The organism is Streptomyces sp. NPDC045968 (assembly GCF_056430475.1).
This window is the reverse complement of the sequence record NZ_JBWKLF010000004.1, coordinates 466,711-488,122: the sequence shown is the minus strand read 5'-3', so window position 1 is coordinate 488,122 and position 21,412 is coordinate 466,711. Positions and strand designations below refer to the sequence as shown.

Sequence of the window (21,412 nt, the reverse complement as noted above, 5' to 3'; positions counted from 1 at the left end):
GGGGCCTTTCACCAACCGGCCCGCCGCGTAGGGCCCTTTCCTCAAGCCCGTCCCGCGGTTGAGGACATCCCGGCGATCAGCCGGACCAGGGCGTCCTCGGTCTCCGCCGCCGCACTGTGGTGCACCGTGGCCATTCCGAGCGCGGACGCGGCGCGTACGTTGCGGCCCAGGTCGTCCACGAACACGCACTCCTCGGGCCGGCGGCCCAGCAGGCGGGCGGTGTGCCGGAAGATCTCAGGCTCCGGCTTGCGCATCCCCACCTCGCACGAGATCACCACCGCGTCGAAGAGCTCGTCCCAGCCCTCGCGGTCGTACCGGTGCCCCCAGGAGTTGGACAGCAGCGCCACGGGCACCCCGGCACCGCGCACCCGGCGCAACAGCCCCGTCATGACCGGGTCCATGGCGAACGGCGCGAACATGCGCTGCACGAGGCCACCGGCCGTCACCGGCGTCCCGTCGGTGCGTCGCAGGAGCGCCGCCAGCGCGGCCTCGAAGTCCGTCACGGACAGCTCGCCCCGCTCGACCCGGTGGAACGGATTGGGACCGCCGTCCGGCACCGCGTCCGGCCCCAGCAGCCGCCCCAGGACCGCGGCGAACTCCCCGGCGGCCACCTGCTCGGCGGCGGCCCACACCGCGATCGCCTCGTCGAAGGACTGCGTCAGTACGCCGCCCCAGTCCACGATCAGCGCCGAGACGGGCGCGGACCCCGTTCCCGCCATGCGAATCCTCCAGCCCCCGGGTAACAGTCCACCCACCCTAGGGCCGGACAAGCCCCTTCCGAGCCCCTTCAAGCCCCCTGGCCCCTATGCCATTTGGGGCCTGCTCCGAACCGTCCGCGGCCGTTCCGTTGCCGGTGCACCGGCGCCTTGCACATAGTCGAGTCACACACAGAGTTCTTGACGTCGCACGCCCGTGCGCGTACAGAAAGGTGGAGCCGATGCCCCTCAGCCCGTCGATCGCAGACCTCGCCGGCGAACTGGAGGAGCGCGGCGTCATCCAGCTCGACGACCTGGTGCCCGAACCAGCCCTCGACCTGATGCGCCGCGGCTGCTCGGATCTGATCCGGCGGACCGAGGACATGCGCTACAGCACCTTCGGATGGCAGCTGGAGTCGGACGGCGAGGGCGGCGGATGGGCCGCGCGCGCCTCCGGAAAGGAGTGCATCCCGGGCAAGGTACGGGTCGTGGGCATGGCCCACGAGCACTCCCCCGAACTCGCCTCGATCCCGGAGCTGATCAACCTCAACGAGGGCCTGGTCAGGCCGCTGCACGGTGTCGCGGGCGACTTCTACAACACCTACCTGTGGGCGAAGCCCTCGCAGGTCGGCTCGGAGAAGCCGTGGCACCAGGACGCCCTGTTCCTCAAGGAGGAGTTCTACGAGAAGTACGAGGACGTCTACACCATCTGGATCGCGGTGGACGACGCCCGCGAGGACAACGGCTGCCTGCAGTTCCTGCCCGGCTCGCACCGCGAGCGGATCGCGTACAAGCCGGACGGCATCAACCAGGACGACCTCTTCGCCTCGCCGCGCGAACCCACGCTCGACATCAAGAGGCTCTGGCCCGAGCTGACCCCGGTCACACTCCCCCGGCGTGCCGGATCGGCGGTGCTGTTCGGCGGCTTCACCGCCCACACCTCGTCCCCCAACACCACCGATGACGAGCGCCGGGCGGTCAGTTACGTCTACTCGCTCCCCCGCCGGGACAAGGGCGGCGCGGGCGCCGCGCGATGACGGCCCTCACCGGCCGGGCCCGGGAGGCACCCGCTCTGGTCCCGCTCGACCCGCGCGCCCACACGGACGCCGTGTGGCAGCTCGCCCGCGACCGGGATCTGGCCGCACTGGGCAGGGCCGAGACGACACGGGCCTGGATCACGGGCCGGCTGACCGCCCCGGGCCTGAACCCCCGGACCGACGCCCGGCTGCTGCCGGGCGCCGACGGCAGCCCCGTTGGCGCGGTGTGGCTGAGCAGCGCCTCGGGGATCTCCGGGTGGACGGCGGAGCTGGTGCTCGGCCCGGGCGCCACCGCCGACGACGGGGCCCGGCTGCTGGAGTTCGCCGAGCGCCGTTGCGGCGAGCAGCTGGCCGGTGGCGAGGGCGAGGTGTCCTGCTTCGTCTCGGAGGGCGAGAAGGCCGCCCGCGCCGCCCTGCACACCCGCGGTTACGGCTCCCCGCACCCGTACTACCGCATGGCGGTGGCGCTGGACGACGGGCTGCCGCCGACCCCCGGTGTGCCGGGCGCGGTGGTACGCCCGCTCGACGGCGAGCAGGACCTGCGCACGTTCCACGCGGTGAAGAACAAGGCGTTCGCCGCGGAGGAGGCCGGCAAGAGCGAGGACGGGTTCGACACCTGGCTGGAGTGGTGGAAGACGGACCCGGGGGTCGATCCGGCGCAGTGCGCGCTGCTGGAGACGGACGGCTCGGCGGTCGGCTTCGCCAACATCACCGACCGCATGCTGGACAGCCGCAACGCGGCGTACGTCCGGCAGATCGGTGTCGCGCCGCAGGCCCGGCAACGGGGCCTGGGATGTCTGCTGCTGCTGTCGGTGATGCACGCGTCACGGAGCCGGGGGCGTACGGCCATGGTCCTGACCGTGGACACCGCCAACACTCCCGCGCTCGCCCTCTACCAGCGTCTCGGCTGGCAGGTGGAGGCCCGCTTCGACGACTTCCGCCGCACCGTGAAGCGCTGAGGACCCTGCACCGGTCCGGGGAGTCAGGGGCGCCGGCCCGTGACTCCCCGGACCGCACGGTCAGCTCCGCCCGATGATGCGGCGCATCCGGACCTGCGCCTCGCCCGCGGCGAACGCCTTGCGGTGCGAGTCCTTGGCCTCGGCGCGGAGCCGCTCCAGCCCCTCCACGAACGGTGCGTTGACCCTCGGCCGGGTGCCCTGCACGGCCTCCGGGGTGTAGCGCGCCAGGGTGCGCGACAGCTCCAGCGCACGGCCCAGCGTGTTCTCCACGGGCTGCACCTCGTGGAGCAGGCCATCGGCCAGCGCCCGGTCGGCGGGCCACTCCTCGCAGGTGTAGAGCATGCGCTGCATGACGGTGGTGCCGACGGTGTACCGCAGCATGAATCCGCCGAAGTTGCAGGCGATGCCCACCTTCAGCTCGGGCATCACGAGCCGGGCGTTCTCACTGCCCACCCGGTAGTCGCAGCACAGGGCGATCTGGAGGCCGACACCGATGGCATAGCCGTCGATCGCGGCGACGACCGGCTTGGAGATCCCCGCGATCGTCGCGTACAGATCGGTGATGTCGTCGATCCAGCCGTTCACCTCGTCGCCGCCGGTGAACATGGAGACCTCGTTGAAGTCGCCGCCGACGCCGAAGGAGCGCCCGGGGCCGCCGTACAGCAGGACGCACCGCACCTGGTCGTCCGCGTCGATGTCACGCATCAGGGCGGTGAGTTCCCGCATCCGGGCGCGACTGAAGGGGTTCTGCTCGTGCGCTCCCGTGAATTCCGCGAGAAGGACTCCGTCGTCGTGCTTGGAACACGCTATGGACTCACCGGACTGGTTGGAAACGCTCGATTCACTGGGCTGTGACGTCTGATTCACCATCGGACTCTTTCCCTCGGGTCGGCCCCCATGGCCTGCGGTCACCGTCGAATGGCTGGATCACACCGCCGAAAAGCTCCTTGCACCTCACCGGCCAATTCCCCATTGGCCGAATTCACGCCCATGGCAAATCGCAAGGAAGCCTAAGGACGGTGTCAGGACCAGTCAACGCCCAATTCGGTCAACCGTCCTGGATTCAACGGAACTTCCTCAGTAGAGCCGGCGAAGAGGCCCGGAAGAGCCGGCGGAAAGACGATCTCCCTGCGTGCGCTAAGTCTCCGCCGACGGAAGGAGCGCGAAGGTGGCGCCACTCACCATCGTCCTGGGCACCGGCCGTTGCGGCTCGACCATGCTCTCGGATCTCGTGAACGAACACCGCGAGGTGCTCAGCCTCAGTGAGTTCTTCGCCTGCCTGGATCCGTGGGGCTTCACGGGCGGGGAGCTGGACGGCCGGGCGTTCTGGGACCTGCTCAGCACCCCGCGGCTGAAGCCGAACACACTGATGCGCAAGGGCGTGACGGTCCCCGAGTACCGCTACCCGCTCGGTCTCGGCCGCTACGCCGCCGGAGACGTGCCCGCCCTCTCGGTGATGACACTGCCCCCGCTCACCGACGACCCGGACGCGCTGCTCGACAGCATCCACGACGAGGTGACCGGCTGGCCGGTGGCCCCGCTCCCCCGTCAGTACCTGCGGCTCTTCGCCTGGTGGGCCTCGTTCCACGGCCGCGAGGTCGTGATCGAGCGCTCGGGGGCCGCGCAGCGCTTCCTGCCCGATCTCCTCACGTACTTCCCCGAGGCGCGCTTCGTCCACATGTACCGGCACGGCCCCGACTGCGCGGTGTCGATGAGCCGGCACCCCATCTTCCGTCTCGCGGTGAAGATCAGGGAGATGCGCAAGATCCTGGGGGTGGACCCGTACGCGGTCCACGACCCCGAGCACCCGCAGAAGCTCCCGGAGGAGCTCCGCGCCTTCGCACCGGACACCCTGGACGCCTCGGCGCTCGCGCACGCCGATCTTCCGCTGGAACGGTTCGGGACGATGTGGTCGTACAGCACCGGCGCCGTCAAACACCTCGTCGGGCTGCCCGAGGACCGGCTGCTGCACATCTCCTACGACCGGATCGTGGCCGACCCGGTCCCGGAACTCACCCGCTTCGGCCGGTTCACCGGCATCCCGGAGGCGGAGGCCTGGGCGGCCCGGGTGGCCGGCCGGGTGGACGCGGGCCGCAGAGGAGCCTCCGCGGCGCTCTCCCCGGAACAGACCGAGGAACTGCACCGCGCCTGCGCCCCCGGTATGGACCGCCTCGCCGCGTTCGTGGGCGAGCCCCTGCCGGCAGTCTGAGCCCGGTCCGGCGTCAGCCCTTCTTGGCCGCGGCGAGGATCTTCCCGACGGTGTGGAAGAACCGGGTCGTCGCGTCCTTCCCGAGAACCCGCTCCTGGAAGCCCTTGGCGGCCGGAGCCCTGCCGCCGATCAGATGCCAGACGACGAACGCCTCGTACGGCCGGGCACCGATGATCTCGATGTCCTTCTTCGGGGACATCAGCGGCAGTTCCAGCGCCGGATCGATCCGCTCGGTCGTGAACACGACACAGCAGCGCATGGCGTCGGTGACCGTGACGTCCTTGAACGGATCGAGCGCGAGGAGTTCCTCCAGCTCGGGAACCGTACGCAGACAGACCGCCACCTCGTACCCGAGCGCGTCGCCCAGACCCCGGCGAATGGTTGCGCCCAGCACCTCCCGGTCGTCCTCCTCCGACTCGAAGAAGACGTTCCCGGACTGGATGTGACTACGGACCGAGGCGAAGCCCATCTCGGTGAACAGCCCGCGCAGGTACTCCATCTTCACCGAGCGGCCGGGAACGTTCAGGCCCCGCAGAAACGCGATGTACAGCACACCCAACCACCTTGCCCCACCTTCGGAAACACAGCTGGCCCGACGGTACCGCCGCACAGGCCGCACGCTTGCGGAGTCTTCGTAGCGAGTCACGCTCCGTTCGCTCCGGAGGACGGCCGGTCAGACCCGCATCACCTGTACGTCGTACTGCGGTATCCACGTGTTCCGGGTGACCAGCACCATCCTTTCGGCCTGCGCCTGTGCGATCAGCATCCGGTCGAAGGGGTCGGTGTGCACCATCGGCAGCCGGCCGGCCCGCACCCCGTGGGCGGCGGTGACGGGCACGGCGGCGAAGGGTGCATCGCGCACCTGCTCGGCCAGTTCGCCGGGGCCTTCGACCGTCCCGAGATACTGCCTGATCGTGATCTCCCACGCCGACACGGCACTGACGTGGACACCGGGCCGGGTGTCCAGGAGCTCCTTGACTTCGGGAGACAGCTCGGGCGAGTCGTCCAGCCACCACATGACCACCCGGGTATCGAGCAGAAGTCGCATCAGCGCACTCCGAAGGCTTCGGCGATGGAGACGGGCGGGTCGTCGAAGTCAGCGGCGATGCGGATACGGCCCCGGAGCGAGCCCCGGCCCACGCGCAGCACCTTCGGCCGTGGAGGGGGCGCAGGGGGCGTCCTCGGCACCGGCTCACCGGCGTGACTGATCACGACCAACCTGCCTTCGGTCATCTGCATCAGAATGCCGGTAAAGCGCGGCCCGGCGCTGCGCACGGCGCGCCGCCGGAACCTCGTCCACAGCCCCCTCATGACGCGGCCACCGGCCCAGTGGTCCGTACGGTCACCGGTTCCGCCGCATCGAGACGCAGTGCCGGACCGCCGTCGTCGAGGGCGATGACGACAGCGAGCCCTCCCGACGCGTACCGCTCACTCCGAACCGTTCGCACCAAGTGCCAGGCGCCCCAGGCGCGTACGCACTGACCGGGGCGGACGGTGACCGCCGCGATCTCCAGGTCCGGGGGTGCGGGGTCGACGCCGGGGGCCAGCAGTTCCGCCCAGACGGTCTTGCCGATCCCGGCCGGGCGTTCGTCGACGCCCCAGCGATGGGCCAGGGCCTCGACGAGCAGGAGCCCGCGCCCGGTGGTGTCCATCTCACGGAGCTGCTGCACCTCCGGCCGCCCCGCCCCCGCGTCGCTCACTTCCAGGCGAAGGCGTTCGCCCTTGTCCCTGCACACGATGCGTACGCCTACCAGCCGGTCGCCGGGCACGGGAACCCGAAGCGCATTGGTCACAAGCTCAGAAAGCACCAACTCGCCGTCAGCCAGCGTGCCGTGACCGGCTCGCCACTCCCCGAGCTTGGCCCGCAGGACAGTCCGAGCTCTGGGGACGCTGCCGTGGCAGCGAGGGAGCCTGAAGGTCACTTCGTTCGGTGTAGCCACGGCAGCTCCAAGAAGATCGATGCTCGGCCGGAATCCCCTACAGGTATGGGGAGTTCGCGTCGGACGACGCCGCCTCCCCATCACCAGCAGAATGAACGAGCCACACATCAATCTGCAACGTTGCCGATCGATGTAGCGGCTTTTTTCCCTCGTTCGGGTAACCTCGCCGCGTCTGAGCGGCCACTTTGATAGAGGTGTTCACATGTACGCGAAGAGCACTACTGCGAACCCATCAACCGTTCTCGGCCGCCAACTCGGTGATGAGTTGCGGAGGTTGCGGGAGGCGGCAGGCATGACCACCGCACAGTCGGCCGAGGCTCTTGACTGCACCAAAGGGAAGATCAGCCGGATCGAGAATGGCCGCGTGGCGCTCCGGCTCCCTGACCTCGCAGCGATGCTGCTCGCGTACCAAGTCTCGGACGACGAAGTCCGAGAGCGGCTGGCATCGCTCGCACGGAAGGCCAACCGGAGGCGCAGGGAAGGGTGGTGGAACGAGTACGGCGATGTGCTCGCAGACACCTACCGCGACCAGATCGAGATGGAGGCCATCTCCGACAGCATTCGCACCTATCAGGTGCAGCTGGTTCCGGGTCTCCTTCAGACAGCCGCATACGGGCGCGCAGTGACTGTGGCTTCGCGCGCATGGCAGACCCCGGAGGAGATCGAGCAGTTCGTCGAGGTGCGGCTTGCCAGGCAGAAGCGGCTGACCGGCGAGGCACCCATGGAGCTGTGGGCGGTACTCGCCGAAGGCGTCCTCCGCCAACAGGTGGGAGGGCCTGACGTGATGCGAGCGCAGCTGGAACACATGGCGGCAATGGCCGAGCGACCGAACATCACCGTGCAGGTGCTGCCCTTCGAACGTGGCGCCCACTCGGGTATGTTCGGCCCATACCTGCTGCTCAGCTTCCCGCAGGCGTCGTCCCTCGACCTCGTCCTGTCGGAATCACCAACGGGCAACGTCTGGACCGAACGGGAGCCTGATGTGGCGCGCTACCGAACTCTCTTCGACGACGCGCGCACAGCGGCACTGCCACCGACAGAATCACTCGCACTGATCCATCGCATCGCCAAGGAGTATCAGCCATGACCCCTGCTGGAATAGCGCCTGACGTGGCCGGCGCGACATGGCGCACGAGCAGCTACAGCGGTGGGCAAGGTGACTGCGTCGAGGTCGCCGACAACCTCCCCCACCTCGTCCCCGTACGCGACAGCAAGCGCCCCGCCGGCCCGGCCATCGGCTTCAGCCCCGACGCCTGGCGCACGTTCATCGGTCAGCTGGTCTGAACCGCTCGGGCCGAGGGAAGGCAGCGGCTGCACCTGCCGCTGCCGCTCTCCCTGAAGAAGCTGGACGTGGGCCCCCGCACGGCCGACCTGGCGGACTGAAACCGGCCCTCCTCCCCCCGTACAACCATCCGCCGATCTCCGCTGTCTTGATCCCCGTGAAGAAGACGCTCATCGCCTCCGCCGCCGCACTCGGCGCGCTCGCCGCCGTCACCGGCCCGGCCGCGGCGCCCGCCGCGGCCGCCTCCGACGCCCTGTGGCTCTGGTCCGACCCATACGAGATCACCCTCGCGGGCCCGTCCGAGGACGGCTCCCCCGCACCGTCGCAGTCGCTGACCGTGCAGATCAGCCACGACAACACGGCGACCACCGTCCCGGCCGGCACGCTCACCGTCGACGCCTCCGGAGTCGCCTCGTTCGCCGAGGTCACCTGGCCCGCGAACTGCCGCCCGGAGAACGAGACCACCGCCGTCTGCACCACCCCCGAACTCCCCGGCGGCGCCAACGCCCCCGCCGCGCGGATCGGCCTGACCACCAAGCCGGGCGCCACCGACGGCAACGACGGCTACGTCCGCTACACCGCCCAGGCCGGCGGCATGAACGCCTACCCGAGCGAGACCTACGTCGCCGTCAACGACGGCCCCGCGCTCGGCCTCACCCAGGCCGAGTACCGCACCGGCATGGCACCCGACCAGCCCTTCGACTCCTCCGTCGTCCTCGGCAACCAGGGCAACCGCACCGCCGACCGCACCCTGCTCACCGTCTTCACCTCCCGCGGCATCCGCCTCGGCATGTCCGTCCCCTCCAACTGCGAGTCCACGAACGCCGTCACCGGCCGTACGTTCCTCTGCGTCCTGGACGAGCGGACGACCCCGGGCTCGTACCACTCCCTCCCGCTGAAGTTCCGCACCAAGGACATGGCCCTCTTCGACCGCGTCGACTATTCGGCGCAGCCCTACTCCGAGCAGGCGCTCGCCGAGGCCCGCGCCGGCCGCGCCTTCACCCCGGGCGCCGGCCCGGAGCTGAACCTCACCCCGGCCGCCGCCCCCTCCGACGAGCTCCAGCCGTACCGCAGCTTCACGGTGAAGACCGTCAACCAGGCCGACTACCGGCTGACCGCCTCCACCGTCTCCGGCGCGGCCGGCGACACCGTCCCCGCCACCGTCACCGTCCACAACGCGGGCCCCGCCTGGGTCGCCTCCCTCGGCGCGGGCGAACCCGCCGCGACCGTCGACATCGACATCCCCGCCGGCACCTCGGTCGCCTCCGCCCCCGACGCCTGCTGGTCCCAGTCCGAGACCCGCTACCGCTGCAACACCCCCATCTACCTCACCGAATCCGGCAAGGCCGCCACCCACACCTTCCCCTTCACCCTCCACATCGACGAGGTCATCCCGAACGCCACCGCCCGCGCCGCCCTCTACAACGACGCCTACGAACCCGCCGTCCGCACCTTCGACCCCGACCTGTCGAACAACACGGCCACCCTCACCGTCAACCCCTCGACGAGCTGACGCACGCCCCCTCCGGCTGCCCGGCCCGACCCCTGCGCCGGCCCTGTACGAGCCGGGCAGCCGACCCCCGCACCGCCCCGGTAACCCCACCCGCACCACCCGTGGGCGACTGGCCTGACTTCCCTGACGCCCACCACTCGCACCTCCCCCACCCCCGACCTCTCCTACCTCCTCGACCAGACCAGACCACGATGGTCGTCACCGTCGACGCGCTCGAAAAGGCCGGCCTGGCCGAGCGCCGCCCCTCCCGCACGGACCGCCGCGCTCGCATCATCGCGGTCACCGAGGCCGGCGCGAAGCTCGCCGAGCGCAGCCAGGCGATCGTCGACCAGGTCCACCGCGACGCCCTCGAATCCCTCCCCGCCGGCGACCGCGAAGCCCTTCTCTCCGCCGTACGTCTTCCACCCCTTCCTCCCCTCCACCGCCCTCGGTGTCATCCTCAAGGCCGCCGCGTTCGACCACATCGACTACCCCGACGCCAAGCAGGCCCTCCAGATCGTCCGCTGGAGGATGGACCCAAGCACCGGGCAGCTGTCGATCGAACGGTCTACCTGATCACCAGCCTCGACGCCGGCGCCGCAACCGGCACTGAACTCGCCTCCTGGATCAGAGGGCACTGGGGCATCGAAAACCCCCTGCACCCCGTCCGTGACCGGACCTTCCGCGAGGACGACTCCAAGATCCGCACCGGCCACCTGCCCCGCACGATGGCCTCCCTGCGAAACCTCGCCGTCGGCGTCCACCGCCAGAACGCCCAGACCACCATGGCCGCCGCCCTCCGCCGTGCTCCCGCGACTACCGTCGCCCCCTGACCGCCCCCGGCCTCCCCTGACGAACCCGGACAAGATCACTTCACGCCATGACCCTGATGCCTCTGCGCCGTGGGTGCAGCTCACCAACCGTGGCCGATTTCAGTGTCCGCAATAGTGAAGAGCGACTCCGGCCCGCAGAGTCAGGGCCCTCCTCCCTGCCGATCCCGGTCTGCGCCTCGGCCCGGCACGGCGCTCCACTCGACGACTGGCCGGCCACTTTCATGCGTTGCTTCTGAGAAGCGCACCATGACAGCATTCGACGGGTGTTCGACAACGGGGATGACATAGCGAAGCCCGCGCGGCGTTCAAAGATCGCCGACTTGGCCGACTGGCCGGCTACCGAGGCGCCACCGGTACCGCCTGAGGCGCCCGCGCCGGCCTCTGCCGTGGCGCCCACAGATGATCCGTCGGCTGCGTCCCGTCACGAATTCGCGGTGCTGCTGGGTGAGTTCCGGCGTACAGCGGTGCTGGTGCCGTTCGACGCGTACGACAGCCTCTGGACGGCGGAGCAGAACGGCGTCCGGTGGATCTGCGCGTTCTCGGACGAGGAGGCCCTCGCACGCTTCGCGCGCGCCCGGGGGGATGCCGAGCGGGAGTGGACGTACCGGACGGTGCTGGGTGCGCGCTTGCTGGATGTGATGGTGCCGATGCTGCCGGGCCCTGCGGGAGTGGCACTGGATGCGGGCAGTGAGGACGGCGGGATGTTGTTCCCGCCGGTGGCGGGCATTGTGCCGGAGGCGGTTGCGGTGGATCTCGGGGGGATGCGGTGAGCGGGGAGACTCCTGATCTTGATGTGCCGCCGGAGGCGTTGGCTGCGATCGCGAAGGGGATCGATCTGGCGCACACGGAGTTGAAGGAGCTCGGGTTCGTCGGCCAGGCGTCGACGGGTCGGGGGTTCTCGGACCTCGCCTTGTCGGGGCTGGAGTTGGGGCACGGCGGGCTGACGTCGGAGTTCGAGACGTTCTGTAACCGCTGGGAGTGGGGTGTGCGGGCCCTGACGCAGAAGGGGAACGGCTTCGCGCTCGGGGTCGGACTGTCGGCGGGTTCCTTCGCGGAGCAGGAGCAGTACGTCAAGGACTCCTTCAAGGTCGGTGTGAACTCCCTGAACGGCAATCCGCACCTGTCCGAGGACGACGTCAAGAAGATGAGCTGGGACACGATCAGCAGCCAGACCGCGTACGACAATCCGGACTACAGCGCGGAGTCGATGATCGAGGCCCACGGTGAGGTCAAGCAGAACTGGCAGAACACCGTCTACGACGTGGAGGACTCCGCGCTCGACTCCATGGAGCGCAGCGGGCTGATCGACCCGGCGGTCCGGGCGGCGGCGGATGAACGGCTCAAGGAGCAGCTTGATCCGTCGCAGGAGACGATCGATCAGGCTGAGCAGCCGCGGTGGGGGGAGAGTCGCTGATGGTGGACTGGGGAAAGCTCGGCGGAGACCTGTACGACGGGGCCGGCAACCTGGTCGACAAGGGCAAGGAGCTCGTCGGCGAGGGCATCGACAAGGGCACCGATGTGCTCGGCTCCGGTCTGGAGAAGGTCGGTGCCGACTCGTGGGCGGACTCGGTCGAGGACTGGGGCGATGAGACCGCATCGTCGCTGGGTGCGGAGGTCGGGGAACAGCAGCTCGGGCAGACCGAGGAAGCGAACGAGCTGATCCACGGCAGGCCGGAGAAGATCACCGCGACGGTGAAGAACCTCCGGGACTTCCAGAAGGCGTTCGATCTCGTCGGCGGCGGGATGAAGCGGCTCGACTCCGGTCACTGGAAGGGCGTGGCCGCCGATACGTTCCGGGAGAAGTTCCAGACGCTGCCCACCGACTGGCTGCGCGCGGCGGCTGCGTTCGAGGATGCCGCCACGGCGCTGGAGACGTACGCCGCGACGGTGACCAGCGCGCAGGGCAAAGCCCGTGAGGCGATCGCCCTCTACAAGGAGGGCAAGCAGGACTACGAGACGGCTGCTGCCGCGTTCCGGAAGAAGGCGGCGGCGTACAACGCGGTCCGCGACACCGAACACCCGCTGCCGCATCCAGGGGAGTTCTCCGATCCGAGCGTGGCTAAGCGCCAGCATGCTCAAGAGATCCTGGATGGTGCCCGCCGGGCGCGCAACGAGGCCGCCGAAGCGGCCAAGGGTGCGATCACCGCCGCGATGGCGCACGCTCCGAAGGAACCCACCGGCCTGGACCGGGCCAAGCAGGAGTTCCTGGACTACGGCGTGGGTCAGGGCATCGAGCTGGCCCACTTCGGTGGCGGTGTCATCAAGGGCACCGCGGGACTGGTGAACTTCGTCCGCTCGGTGAACCCGACCGACCCGTACAACCTGACGCACCCGGCCGAGTACTACAAGGGCGTCAACATGACGCTCGCCGGCCTCGTCTCCACCGCCGCCAACCCCGACCGGGCACTTAAGAACGCCTGGGACGCCGCCAAGGGCGACCCCTCCGAATTCATCGGCCGACTCGTCCCCGAGCTGGTCGGCACCAAGGGCGGGGGTCTGCTCAAGGGCGGCCTGCGGGCCGGGATGAAGGACCTGGCCGACAGCCCGAAGGGCAAGAACCGGCACGGACACGAGAAGAACCCCGACTCCAACGCCAAGAAGTGCAGCGACGTCAAGTGCGCCGGAGACCCCGTCGACATCGCGACCGGGCGCATGCTGCTCCCGCAGACGGACATCGTGCTGCCGGGGTCGCTGCCTCTTGTCTTCGAGCGCGTATTTGATTCCTCCTACCGAGCAGGCCGCTGGTTCGGATCTGGCTGGTCGAGCACGGTCGACCAACGCCTTGAGATCGACTCCGAGGGCGTGGTGTTCAGCTGCAACGAGGGCAGCCTGCTCGCCTACCCCCACCCGGCGCCCGGCGCCCCCGTCATGCCCACGCACGGCCGGCGCTGGCCCCTGGACCGGGTGGACGACGGCTACACCATCACCGACCCGGAGACCGGCAGGGTCCGGCACTTCGTCGACCACCCCTCCGGGGAGCTGGCGCTCCTGGCTCAGATCGACGACCGCAACGGCCGCTGGATCACCTTCGAGTACGACGACACGGGCGCTCCGACGTCGATCGTGCACCACGGCGGCTACCACCTGAAGCTCACCACGAGCGAGGGCAGGGTCACCGCGCTGCACCTGGTCGGCGCCGCACCTGACGGCACCGACCAGGAGATCCTCCGCTACGGCTACACCGACGGCCACCTCACGGAAGTCACCAACTCCTCCGGCAAACCGCTGCGCTTCGACTGCGACGAGCTGGGCCGCATCACCGCCTGGACGGACACCAACGGCAGCCGGTACGAGTACGTCTACGACGACCAAGACCGCTGCGTCTACCAGACCGGCACGAACGGACACCTCGAAGCCCGCTTCACCTGGGAGGACACCGACCCCGAGACCGGCCTGCGCATGACGTCCATGACGGACGGCATGAACCACACCACTCGCTATGTGATCAACGACCGCTCCCAGGTCGTCGCCGAGATCGACCCACTCGGAGCGGTCTCCCGCTACGAGCACGACCGCTACCACCGGCTGCTGTCGGTCACAGACCCACTGGGTCACGTCACACAGTCCGTATACGACGAGAACGGTCACCTCACGTCGGTGGTGCGACCCGACGGACGGGAACTGGTGGTTGATTACAACAACCTCGGCCTACCCGTACGCATCAGAAGCACGGACGGAACAGTCACCCGACAGACATACGACGAGCGCGGCAACCGCACATCGGTCACTGATCCCACTGGCGCAACGACGCACTACCGTTACGACCAGAACGGGCACCTCGTATCTCTGACCGACGCCCTGGGCCACAGCTCCTCCATACGCTGCAACACGGCGGGCATCCCGATAGAGACGACGGACCCTTCGGGTGGAACGACTTCGTGCGATCACGACGGATTCGGTCGCCTGCGGCTCGTCACCGATCCGCTCGGAGAAGCCACTGTCTTCGAGTGGACGATCGAAGGAAATCTCGCCCGGCGAAAGGAGGCGGATGGCAGCACCCAAGCCTGGACGTACGACGGAGAGGGTAACTGCCTCACGCATACCGATGCCCTGGGTGGCAAATCTATCTTCGAGTACTCAGATTTCGACCTGATGATCGCCCGATCCGGCCCTGACGGTATACGGCACGAGTTCAGTCACGATACGAACCTACGCCTTGTTCAAGTTAAAAACCCGCAAGGGCTGACGTGGCAATACACCTACTATCCGACAGGAAAGCTCCTATCGGAAACCGATTTCGACGGCAGGTCACTCACCTATACGTATACCGCCAACGGTCATTTGAGCGGCATGTCCAATGGGTTGGGCCATAAAACAGAATTCGAACGCAACGCACTGGGTCAAACACTCCGCAAGGAGTCCATGGGCTCCGTAACGACTTACGAATACGATATATTCGACGAGCTGGCAGTAGCGACTGATTCCGACGTCACACTGACACGACTGCGTGACCGCTACGGGCGCCTGAAATCAGAGACCGTAGACGGCCGGACGATCGAGTACGATTACGACGCGCTCGGGCGGCAAATCGGGCGAACGACACCGAGCGGAGCAATCAGCCGGTGGAAATATGATGCGACGGGCCGACGGAGTGAGTTCACCACCTCCGGCCGCACTTTCCTATTCGAATATGACACTGCCGGACGTGAGGTCAACCGTCGAATCGGTGAAATGCTCACAATTAACCAGGCACGCGACTCGGTGGGGCGACTGATCGAGCAGCAGGTGAAGACTCGGGGTCGTAATCTTCGGCACCGCTTCTTTTCGTACCGCCCAGACGCCAACCTCATCGGAGTACGTGACCACATCAGCGGCTTCAAGAGCATCACGCTTGATCCGGTAGGCCGAATAACTGAGGTTCGAGCCCCCAACTGGACCGAGCAGTATGCGTACGATGCGGCCGGCAACCAAGTCGAGGCATCCTGGCCCTCCTCGCATCCCCAGCCCGAGTCCATCGGCACGCGCAGCTATGTCGGCACGCGGATACGTCGCGCGGGTAACTTCCGTTACAAGCACGACGGGCAGGGAAGAGTCGTACTACGCCAGAAAGTCTCTCTCTCCGGCAAGTCCGAGACCTGGCAGTACGGGTGGGATCCACACGATCGTCTGACTTCGGTCACCACACCCAGTGGCGAGGTTTGGCGCTACGGGTACGACCCGCTGGGCCGCCGGGCATCCAAGCGCCGGCTTGCGGACGACGGCCGACGTGTACTGGAAGAGACGACATTCGCCTGGGACGGCGCGAACCTGTGCGAACAAGTAACGAACAACGCGGTGCACTCCCGCGCTGTCGCGCTCACCTGGGATCATGACGGACTCCACCCCATGGCTCAGACAGAACGCATTCTTGACGCCTCCGGAAACGAGATCGACGGACGTTTCTTCAGTATCGTCACGGATCTCATCGGGACACCCTGCGAACTGATTGATGAATTCGGTGAAATAGCCTGGCACACACGTAGCACTGTATGGGGCACGACCGCCTGGGAAAAAAACAGTAAGGCGTACACACCCCTCCGATTCCCCGGTCAGTATTTTGATACTGAAACTGGCCTGCACTACAACCTCCACCGCTATTACGACCCCGAAACGGCCAGATACCTTTCAACAGACCCACTCGGCCTAGCACCCGCCCCCAACCCGTCCACCTATGTACAGAACCCTCACACCTGGAGCGACCCGTACGGGCTCGCACCGTGCAACAAATTCTTCGACAAACGCGCTGAAGCATTCAACGCAGCACGGGAGAGAGCGGGCATTCCCAACAGTCAACAGCCGGTGAAGCAATGGGAGGTCGGTGGCGATGAAACACAACGCCACCGGTCGAGCAATTACGTGTACGATCCGAAGAACGCGGGCGCACATGGACGCTACTATCAATATGAAACACCTCAGGGCACACGAGTAATCGCCGAGCATACAGCTGACCCCCATGCCCCCTACCCTCATTTTCATGCCGGACAACCGAAGGGTGGGGGCGGCCACAATGTAGACATGATGGGCGAAAGATACCAACAGGTCGGAGAAAAACACCACATGTATTACACAGGGCAGTAAGGTGGGCAAGTGAGCGAAGCATTGAGAAAAAAGATCCTACTCGCAAAAGAAAAAAAGGAGAGGGATGAAATTGAACACGCCCTTCCGAAGGGTACATTCCTGAACTTTGTGGATCCCGGAGAAATTCCCGATTGGGTAGCTACTGAATTTTCCCGGTTTACACGGCAAACCACTCCGCCCGACTACACGTTCACTACCGAGTCGCTTCACGATCTTGCCGCTTGGGTAAAATCTGTGGCTGAAGACCATGGATTCCCGGAAACCTTGATCACTCATACAGGGTTGCAAAACTTCCCCTGGCTGAAGTTCCGATGTCTTTCTTCGAACTGGCCGGAGAGTCTGCTGGAGGCGATCGGGCGAGACCTCACAATCATTTCGGAGGACGGGGAGAAGATGCTCGTGATCTTTGAAGAGGAGCACGAATACATCGCCTTCGTTACGTCCCACCCGGAAATCTGAGCCAAGCCGCGCGGTCAACTGACGCGCCAGAATGGGATGCACCCGCACTCCCACCGGAACAAATATAAAATCGATGTCCGGCACGCCGTGGACGCAATCAACTACAAAATGGGGAAGTGCCGGTGAATGCAGTCGAATTCTCGCACGCAACGATCGCCCCATCCCCCGTAGCACCCGGTAGCACACCGCGACTCGCCCCGCGTACCTTGGACCCATGAGCGCACAGCCCGAGATCACCCAGCGTGATCTCCGCAACCGGTCCAAAGAGATCATGGACGCCGTCCAGGGTGGTCAGTCGTTCACCGTCACCCGGGACGGGCACCAGATCGGTGAGCTGATTCCGTTGCGGCGGCGCCGCAGGTTCGTACCCCGCGAGGAGTTCGCCGGCATGTCGCGTACCGCTCCCGACATCTCCCTGGACGCCTTCCGCGCCGATCAGGACCGTACGGCCGAGCAGGGAACGGACGATCCCTATGCCCGCTGAGGAAGCCGCTGCGGCGCCGCCCGTCGCGTACCGGCAAGGGCTGCTCGACACCAACATCATGATCCTGCGCAAGTGGCTGGACCCCGCCGAGCTGCCCGCCGAGATGGCGATCAGTGCCATCACTCTCGGTGAGCTCTCTGCCGGGCCCCACGAGGTCCGCCGTAACGAGGAGCAGTCCGACTACGACGAACACGCCGAGCGCGCCAGAAGGCTCGATGTGCTCCAACGGGCCGAGAACGAGTTCGACCCCATCCCCTTCGGGGTGGAGGCCGCCCGTGCCTACGGCAGGGTGTGCGCCGCCGTGATCAGTGTGGGCCGCAAACCACGACGTCGCATCGCGGACCTGATGATCGCGGCGGTCGCCGTCGCCGAGGAGCTTCCGCTCTTCACCACGAACCCGGACGACTTCAAGGGACTGGACGACCTCCTCACGGTCGTGCCCGTCACGCACCCCACCGTGCTTCACGACCGATAGGGCGGTGGTGGGGCGGACTCAATCTGTCCCGCACCGCCTCACACGCTCTGTCCCGGGCGGCACGCGAGGTGCTCCTCGGCGCGACACCTCCTGTCTCCCTCAGGATGGCCGATCCCGACGGTGCCGCCTCGGCGCTCCGCGAATCCGTCCGCTTCACGGTGCTGCGCCCGGAGCGCTGAGGCAGTCGCGCCGTCGGCCGGTCAGGTCACCGGCAGTCCCGGCGCCGGGTAGGCGTCCATCAGGGTCTTCACCTCGGCGCGGATCTTCGTGATCGTGGTCTCGTCGCCCGTGCGGGCCGCCTCGACCGCCAGGTCGATCCAGTGTGCGACGGCGCCCATCTCGGAGGCGGGGATGCCGCGCGAGGTGAGGGCCGGGGTGCCGATGCGGATGCCGGACGGGTCGAAGGGCTTGCGGGTGTCGTACGGGACGGTGTTGTAGTTCACCACGATGCCCGCGCGGTCCAGGGCCTTGGCCGCGATCTTGCCGGGGACGGTCCTGGCCGTGAGGTCGATCAGCAGGAGGTGGTTGTCCGTGCCGCCCGAGACCAGGTCGAACCCGCGCGCCGCCAACTCCTCGCCCAGAGCGCGGGCGTTGGCGACCACCTGGTGGGCGTAGCCGCTGAAGTCGGCGCCGGCCGCTTCCTTCAGGGCGACCGCGATCGCGGCCGTGGTCTGGTTGTGCGGGCCGCCCTGGAGCCCCGGGAACACCGCGCGGTCGATGGCGCGGGCGTGCTCCGCCCGGGACAGCAGCATCGCGCCGCGCGGGCCGCGCAGCGTCTTGTGGGTGGTGGTGGACACCACGTCCGCGTACGGGGCGGGCGAGGGATGCGCGCCACCGGCGATCAGGCCGGCGATGTGGGCGACGTCGGCGACGAGAACGGCTCCGGTCTCCCGGGCGATCTCGGCGAAGCCGGCGAAGTCGATCACCCGGGGGACGGCCGTGCCGCCGCAGAAGATCACCTTGGGGCGCTCGGCGAGGGCCAGGTCGCGTACCTCGTCGAGGTCGACGCGGCCCGTGTCGCGGCGTACGCCGTACTGCACGCCGCGGAACCAGGTGCCGGTGGCGGAGACTCCCCAGCCGTGGGTCAGGTGGCCACCCATCGGGAGGGACATGCCGAGCACGGTGTCGCCGGGCTTCAGGAACGCCAGGTAGACGGCGAGGTTGGCCGGGGAGCCGGAGTACGGCTGCACGTTGGCGTGGTCCATGCGGAACAGCGCCTTGGCCCGTTCGACGGCGAGCGTCTCCACCTGGTCGATGTTCTGCTGGCCCTCGTAGTAGCGCTTGCCCGCGTAGCCCTCGGAGTACTTGTTCTGGAGCACCGTGCCGGATGCCTCCAGCACCGCGGCGGAGACGTAGTTCTCGCTGGGGATCAGGCGCAGGGTGTCCGCCTGGAGCTGCTCCTCGGCGGTCACCAGGGCGGCGATCTCCTGGTCCGCGGAAGCGAGGGCGGGGTGGCGGGTGTCGGGTGCGGTCATGGGGTCCTCCCGGGTCGGTCGCATCGCTGCGGCATGGACCCGGATGCCCAGGCGGACGGCTCTCCGGCGGTGACGCTCCCGGGCACGCCCGGGGTGTGCCGCTCCCTCGTGGTCGATTCCACACAGGACCCCAGCCGGGGTACGCGCCAGTCGCGGCCCTGCGCACTCTACTGGTCGGGGGCAGCGGCGGCACGGACATCCAGGACGTGCAACGCCGTCATGGTGTGCCGATACGGGGCATGGACCGTGAAAAAAGTGGGCAGATTCGGCGGGACTTGGGCTGATTCGACGGTTGGGGGACCGTATGTCTGCTGGAGATCGTCAGCACGTCGGGCCGGAGCGGGAGCCGTGGCAGTCGCCGGGCGGGCCACCCGCGCCCCCGCCGCCTCCGGCCGGTCCGCCGTCGATCGGGCCGCCGCCGCCGGGTGCGGTGCTGCGTTCGGTGGCCGTCGCTCTGCTCAACCTCACGGGCCTGGGGCTCGGTTACGCCGTGATGGGGCGCTGGTACAGGGCGGCCCTGTGCTGGGCGGCGACCGGCGGGCTGCTGCTGGCCGCGCTGCCGGCCGAGGCCGACGGGGTGCCTGCGGGGATCGTCGTCATTTTCCTCGTCGTGCTCGTGCTCGCCGCCGTCGACGGGGCGTGGACCGCCCGGCGCTCGGCCGTGGGCGGCTCGTGGCGGCCGCTGGTGGCGGCCGTGCTCGGCGTGGTGCTGCTGGGGGTCCCGGCGGGCGGCGTCGCGGTGTACGGCTCCGAGCGGGACGAGGCCGTCGAGCAGATGCTGCTCGACCGGCTGGAGAAGGGGGACCGGGCCGTCGCCGCCGCGTCGGAGCGGCCGTTCGCCCGGGGCCGGCTGGAGTACCGCTCCGCGCTCGCCGTCTATCGCGAGCTCGGCGAGGAGCATGCCGGGTCGCGGGCCGGGAAGCTGGTGCCGTCACGGCTGAAGGCGTACTACGAGGCGGTCTCGGCCCCGTACCGGACCAAGAACCACTGCGAGGCTATCGACCCGCTGACCCATCTGCGGACCGTGTCCGACTCGGTCGACGCGAAGCTGCTGGGCACCCTGGCCACGTGGCCCGACGGGCCGCTCGCCGAGTCGCTGTACGGATGCGGTGTGTCCAAGCTCGGCGACGGAAGCGACGCGAGCGCCGCTTCGGACGGCGGCGAGCTGGGTGACCTCCTGCGTACGCTGCCCGGTTCCGCACCGGCCAAGAAGGTCGGACCGGCCGTCGCGGGGAAGATCGAGGAGCAGGTCGAGGCGGTGCGCGGGGACGAACCGTGCATGGCCACCGAGGTGCTGCGGCGTATCGGTGCCACGGCGGCCGCGATGCCCGACGAGGCCGTGTCCGCGCTGAGCGCGAAGGCCGACGACGGCGTCAAGGACGGTGTCTACGCCTGTGGCGTGGACGAGTTCAGGCACAAGAAGTTCAGCGAGGCACGGAAGACCCTGACCGGTTTCGCCGACACGTACAGGAAGGACGGGCGCGGACAGCACGCCCGGGACATCGCCATCGCGGCGGAGATAGCCGAGGACCGGCCGTCGGCGGGCAAACGGCTGCCGCCCCGGAAGAAGCCGGGCGGGCCCCGGATGGAGCTCGTCATCAGCAACGACGCTCCGAACGCGGTGGAGATCCTCTACACCGGCCCGGTCTCCGGCTCCGTCGAACTGAAGGGCTGCGGCAGTTGCGAGCGCTACAGCGCGTCGGCCGGACCGGAACAGGCCTGCCGGGCGAGCGGTAAGAAGTACCCGAAGGCGACCCTCCGGCTCCCGGCGGGTGACTACCACTTCCTGTACAAGCACGGCACGGGCGCGTCGGCGGACGTGGACAGCTACGCGTCGGGTTCGAGCGTCCAGCCCGGTTACACGTACACGAGTTGCACGTACGTCACGACGGAGAGCGATCCCTACCCGGGGCTCGACCTGCCCTCCCTGCCGGACCCGGCCGGACCGGCGTCGGCCGGCTGACCGGGCGCCCCCCGTCGCGGGCGCCCGGGTGGCCGGGCGCCCGTCGCGGGAG

20 protein-coding genes and 1 pseudogene are annotated in these 21,412 nt (G+C 68.1%); 14 read left to right on the top strand and 7 right to left on the bottom strand.

Going from position 1 to position 21,412, the window contains the following annotated elements; genetic code table 11:
* Nucleotides 1-41: 41 nt before the first annotated feature.
* Entirely contained in the window at nt 42-719 is a 678-nt protein-coding gene (locus AC07FA_RS15075; protein WP_479075755.1) for an HAD family hydrolase, read from the bottom strand.
* A 218-nt stretch (nt 720-937) separates the two neighbouring features.
* On the opposite strand from AC07FA_RS15075, the gene AC07FA_RS15070 reads away from it, so the two are divergent.
* Nucleotides 938-1,732, top strand: a complete 795-nt coding sequence (locus tag AC07FA_RS15070) for a phytanoyl-CoA dioxygenase family protein (protein ID WP_479075754.1) — start codon at nt 938-940, stop codon at nt 1,730-1,732.
* Nucleotides 1,729-2,691, top strand: a complete 963-nt coding sequence (locus tag AC07FA_RS15065) for a GNAT family N-acetyltransferase (RefSeq protein WP_479075753.1) — start codon at nt 1,729-1,731, stop codon at nt 2,689-2,691. Before AC07FA_RS15070 ends, AC07FA_RS15065 begins: the two co-directional genes overlap by 4 nt.
* Before the next feature lie 60 nt (nt 2,692-2,751).
* Here the strand turns inward: AC07FA_RS15065 and AC07FA_RS15060 are convergent, their stop codons facing one another.
* On the bottom strand, nt 2,752-3,561 hold the full coding sequence (locus tag AC07FA_RS15060) for an enoyl-CoA hydratase/isomerase family protein (protein WP_479075752.1): 810 nt from the start codon (nt 3,559-3,561) through the stop codon (nt 2,752-2,754).
* Nucleotides 3,562-3,859: 298 nt separating this feature from the next.
* On the opposite strand from AC07FA_RS15060, the gene AC07FA_RS15055 reads away from it, so the two are divergent.
* Nucleotides 3,860-4,900 carry a hypothetical protein gene (locus AC07FA_RS15055; protein ID WP_479075751.1) on the top strand — a complete coding sequence of 347 codons (1,041 nt, stop codon included), beginning with the start codon at nt 3,860-3,862 and terminating at the stop codon, nt 4,898-4,900.
* A 13-nt stretch (nt 4,901-4,913) separates the two neighbouring features.
* Here the strand turns inward: AC07FA_RS15055 and AC07FA_RS15050 are convergent, their stop codons facing one another.
* From AC07FA_RS15050 to AC07FA_RS15035, 4 genes are all read right to left on the bottom strand, one after another.
* Nucleotides 4,914-5,453 carry a DUF1697 domain-containing protein gene (locus AC07FA_RS15050; RefSeq protein WP_479075750.1) on the bottom strand — a complete coding sequence of 180 codons (540 nt, stop codon included), beginning with the start codon at nt 5,451-5,453 and terminating at the stop codon, nt 4,914-4,916.
* A 120-nt stretch (nt 5,454-5,573) separates the two neighbouring features.
* The gene (locus tag AC07FA_RS15045; protein ID WP_479075749.1) at nt 5,574-5,948 is read right to left on the bottom strand and encodes a type II toxin-antitoxin system VapC family toxin; all 375 of its coding nucleotides are present in this window, start codon (nt 5,946-5,948) and stop codon (nt 5,574-5,576) included.
* The gene (locus AC07FA_RS15040; protein WP_479075748.1) at nt 5,948-6,133 is read right to left on the bottom strand and encodes a hypothetical protein; all 186 of its coding nucleotides are present in this window, start codon (nt 6,131-6,133) and stop codon (nt 5,948-5,950) included. The genes AC07FA_RS15045 and AC07FA_RS15040 overlap by 1 nt, the downstream gene beginning before the upstream one ends.
* Nucleotides 6,134-6,207: 74 nt before the next feature.
* The gene (locus tag AC07FA_RS15035) at nt 6,208-6,921 is read right to left on the bottom strand and encodes an ATP-binding protein (RefSeq protein WP_479075747.1); all 714 of its coding nucleotides are present in this window, start codon (nt 6,919-6,921) and stop codon (nt 6,208-6,210) included.
* A gap of 121 nt (nt 6,922-7,042) precedes the next feature.
* On the opposite strand from AC07FA_RS15035, the gene AC07FA_RS15030 reads away from it, so the two are divergent.
* The 10 genes and pseudogenes from AC07FA_RS15030 (at nt 7,043) to AC07FA_RS14985 (ending at nt 17,922) form a co-directional block, all read left to right on the top strand.
* On the top strand, nt 7,043-7,927 hold the full coding sequence (locus AC07FA_RS15030) for a helix-turn-helix domain-containing protein (protein ID WP_479075746.1): 885 nt from the start codon (nt 7,043-7,045) through the stop codon (nt 7,925-7,927).
* Entirely contained in the window at nt 7,924-8,124 is a 201-nt protein-coding gene (locus tag AC07FA_RS15025; protein WP_479075745.1) for a DUF397 domain-containing protein, read from the top strand. Before AC07FA_RS15030 ends, AC07FA_RS15025 begins: the two co-directional genes overlap by 4 nt.
* Nucleotides 8,125-8,279: 155 nt before the next feature.
* The gene (locus tag AC07FA_RS15020) at nt 8,280-9,635 is read left to right on the top strand and encodes a hypothetical protein (protein ID WP_479075744.1); all 1,356 of its coding nucleotides are present in this window, start codon (nt 8,280-8,282) and stop codon (nt 9,633-9,635) included.
* A gap of 179 nt (nt 9,636-9,814) precedes the next feature.
* Nucleotides 9,815-10,030 (top strand): annotated as a pseudogene (locus AC07FA_RS15015) (MarR family winged helix-turn-helix transcriptional regulator); the annotation flags it as partial.
* Nucleotides 10,031-10,710: 680 nt separating this feature from the next.
* Nucleotides 10,711-11,217 carry an SseB family protein gene (locus tag AC07FA_RS15010; protein ID WP_479075743.1) on the top strand — a complete coding sequence of 169 codons (507 nt, stop codon included), beginning with the start codon at nt 10,711-10,713 and terminating at the stop codon, nt 11,215-11,217.
* On the top strand, nt 11,214-11,861 hold the full coding sequence (locus AC07FA_RS15005; protein WP_479075741.1) for a hypothetical protein: 648 nt from the start codon (nt 11,214-11,216) through the stop codon (nt 11,859-11,861). Before AC07FA_RS15010 ends, AC07FA_RS15005 begins: the two co-directional genes overlap by 4 nt.
* A complete protein-coding gene (locus tag AC07FA_RS15000) occupies nt 11,861-16,504 on the top strand; it encodes a putative T7SS-secreted protein (protein ID WP_479075740.1) in 4,644 nt (1,547 codons plus the stop codon). Before AC07FA_RS15005 ends, AC07FA_RS15000 begins: the two co-directional genes overlap by 1 nt.
* Nucleotides 16,505-16,513: 9 nt before the next feature.
* A complete protein-coding gene (locus tag AC07FA_RS14995) occupies nt 16,514-16,963 on the top strand; it encodes a hypothetical protein (RefSeq protein ID WP_479075738.1) in 450 nt (149 codons plus the stop codon).
* A 214-nt stretch (nt 16,964-17,177) separates the two neighbouring features.
* Nucleotides 17,178-17,447, top strand: coding sequence for a type II toxin-antitoxin system Phd/YefM family antitoxin (locus AC07FA_RS14990; RefSeq protein WP_189273361.1), 270 nt, complete (start codon nt 17,178-17,180; stop codon nt 17,445-17,447).
* A complete protein-coding gene (locus AC07FA_RS14985; protein WP_479075736.1) occupies nt 17,437-17,922 on the top strand; it encodes a PIN domain-containing protein in 486 nt (161 codons plus the stop codon). The genes AC07FA_RS14990 and AC07FA_RS14985 overlap by 11 nt, the downstream gene beginning before the upstream one ends.
* Nucleotides 17,923-18,122: 200 nt before the next feature.
* On the opposite strand, the gene AC07FA_RS14980 is transcribed toward AC07FA_RS14985, so the two are convergent.
* The gene (locus AC07FA_RS14980; protein WP_479075735.1) at nt 18,123-19,397 is read right to left on the bottom strand and encodes a serine hydroxymethyltransferase; all 1,275 of its coding nucleotides are present in this window, start codon (nt 19,395-19,397) and stop codon (nt 18,123-18,125) included.
* 304 nt (nt 19,398-19,701) lie between these two features.
* On the opposite strand from AC07FA_RS14980, the gene AC07FA_RS14975 reads away from it, so the two are divergent.
* Nucleotides 19,702-21,360, top strand: coding sequence for a hypothetical protein (locus AC07FA_RS14975; RefSeq protein WP_479075733.1), 1,659 nt, complete (start codon nt 19,702-19,704; stop codon nt 21,358-21,360).
* Nucleotides 21,361-21,412: the final 52 nt, after the last annotated feature.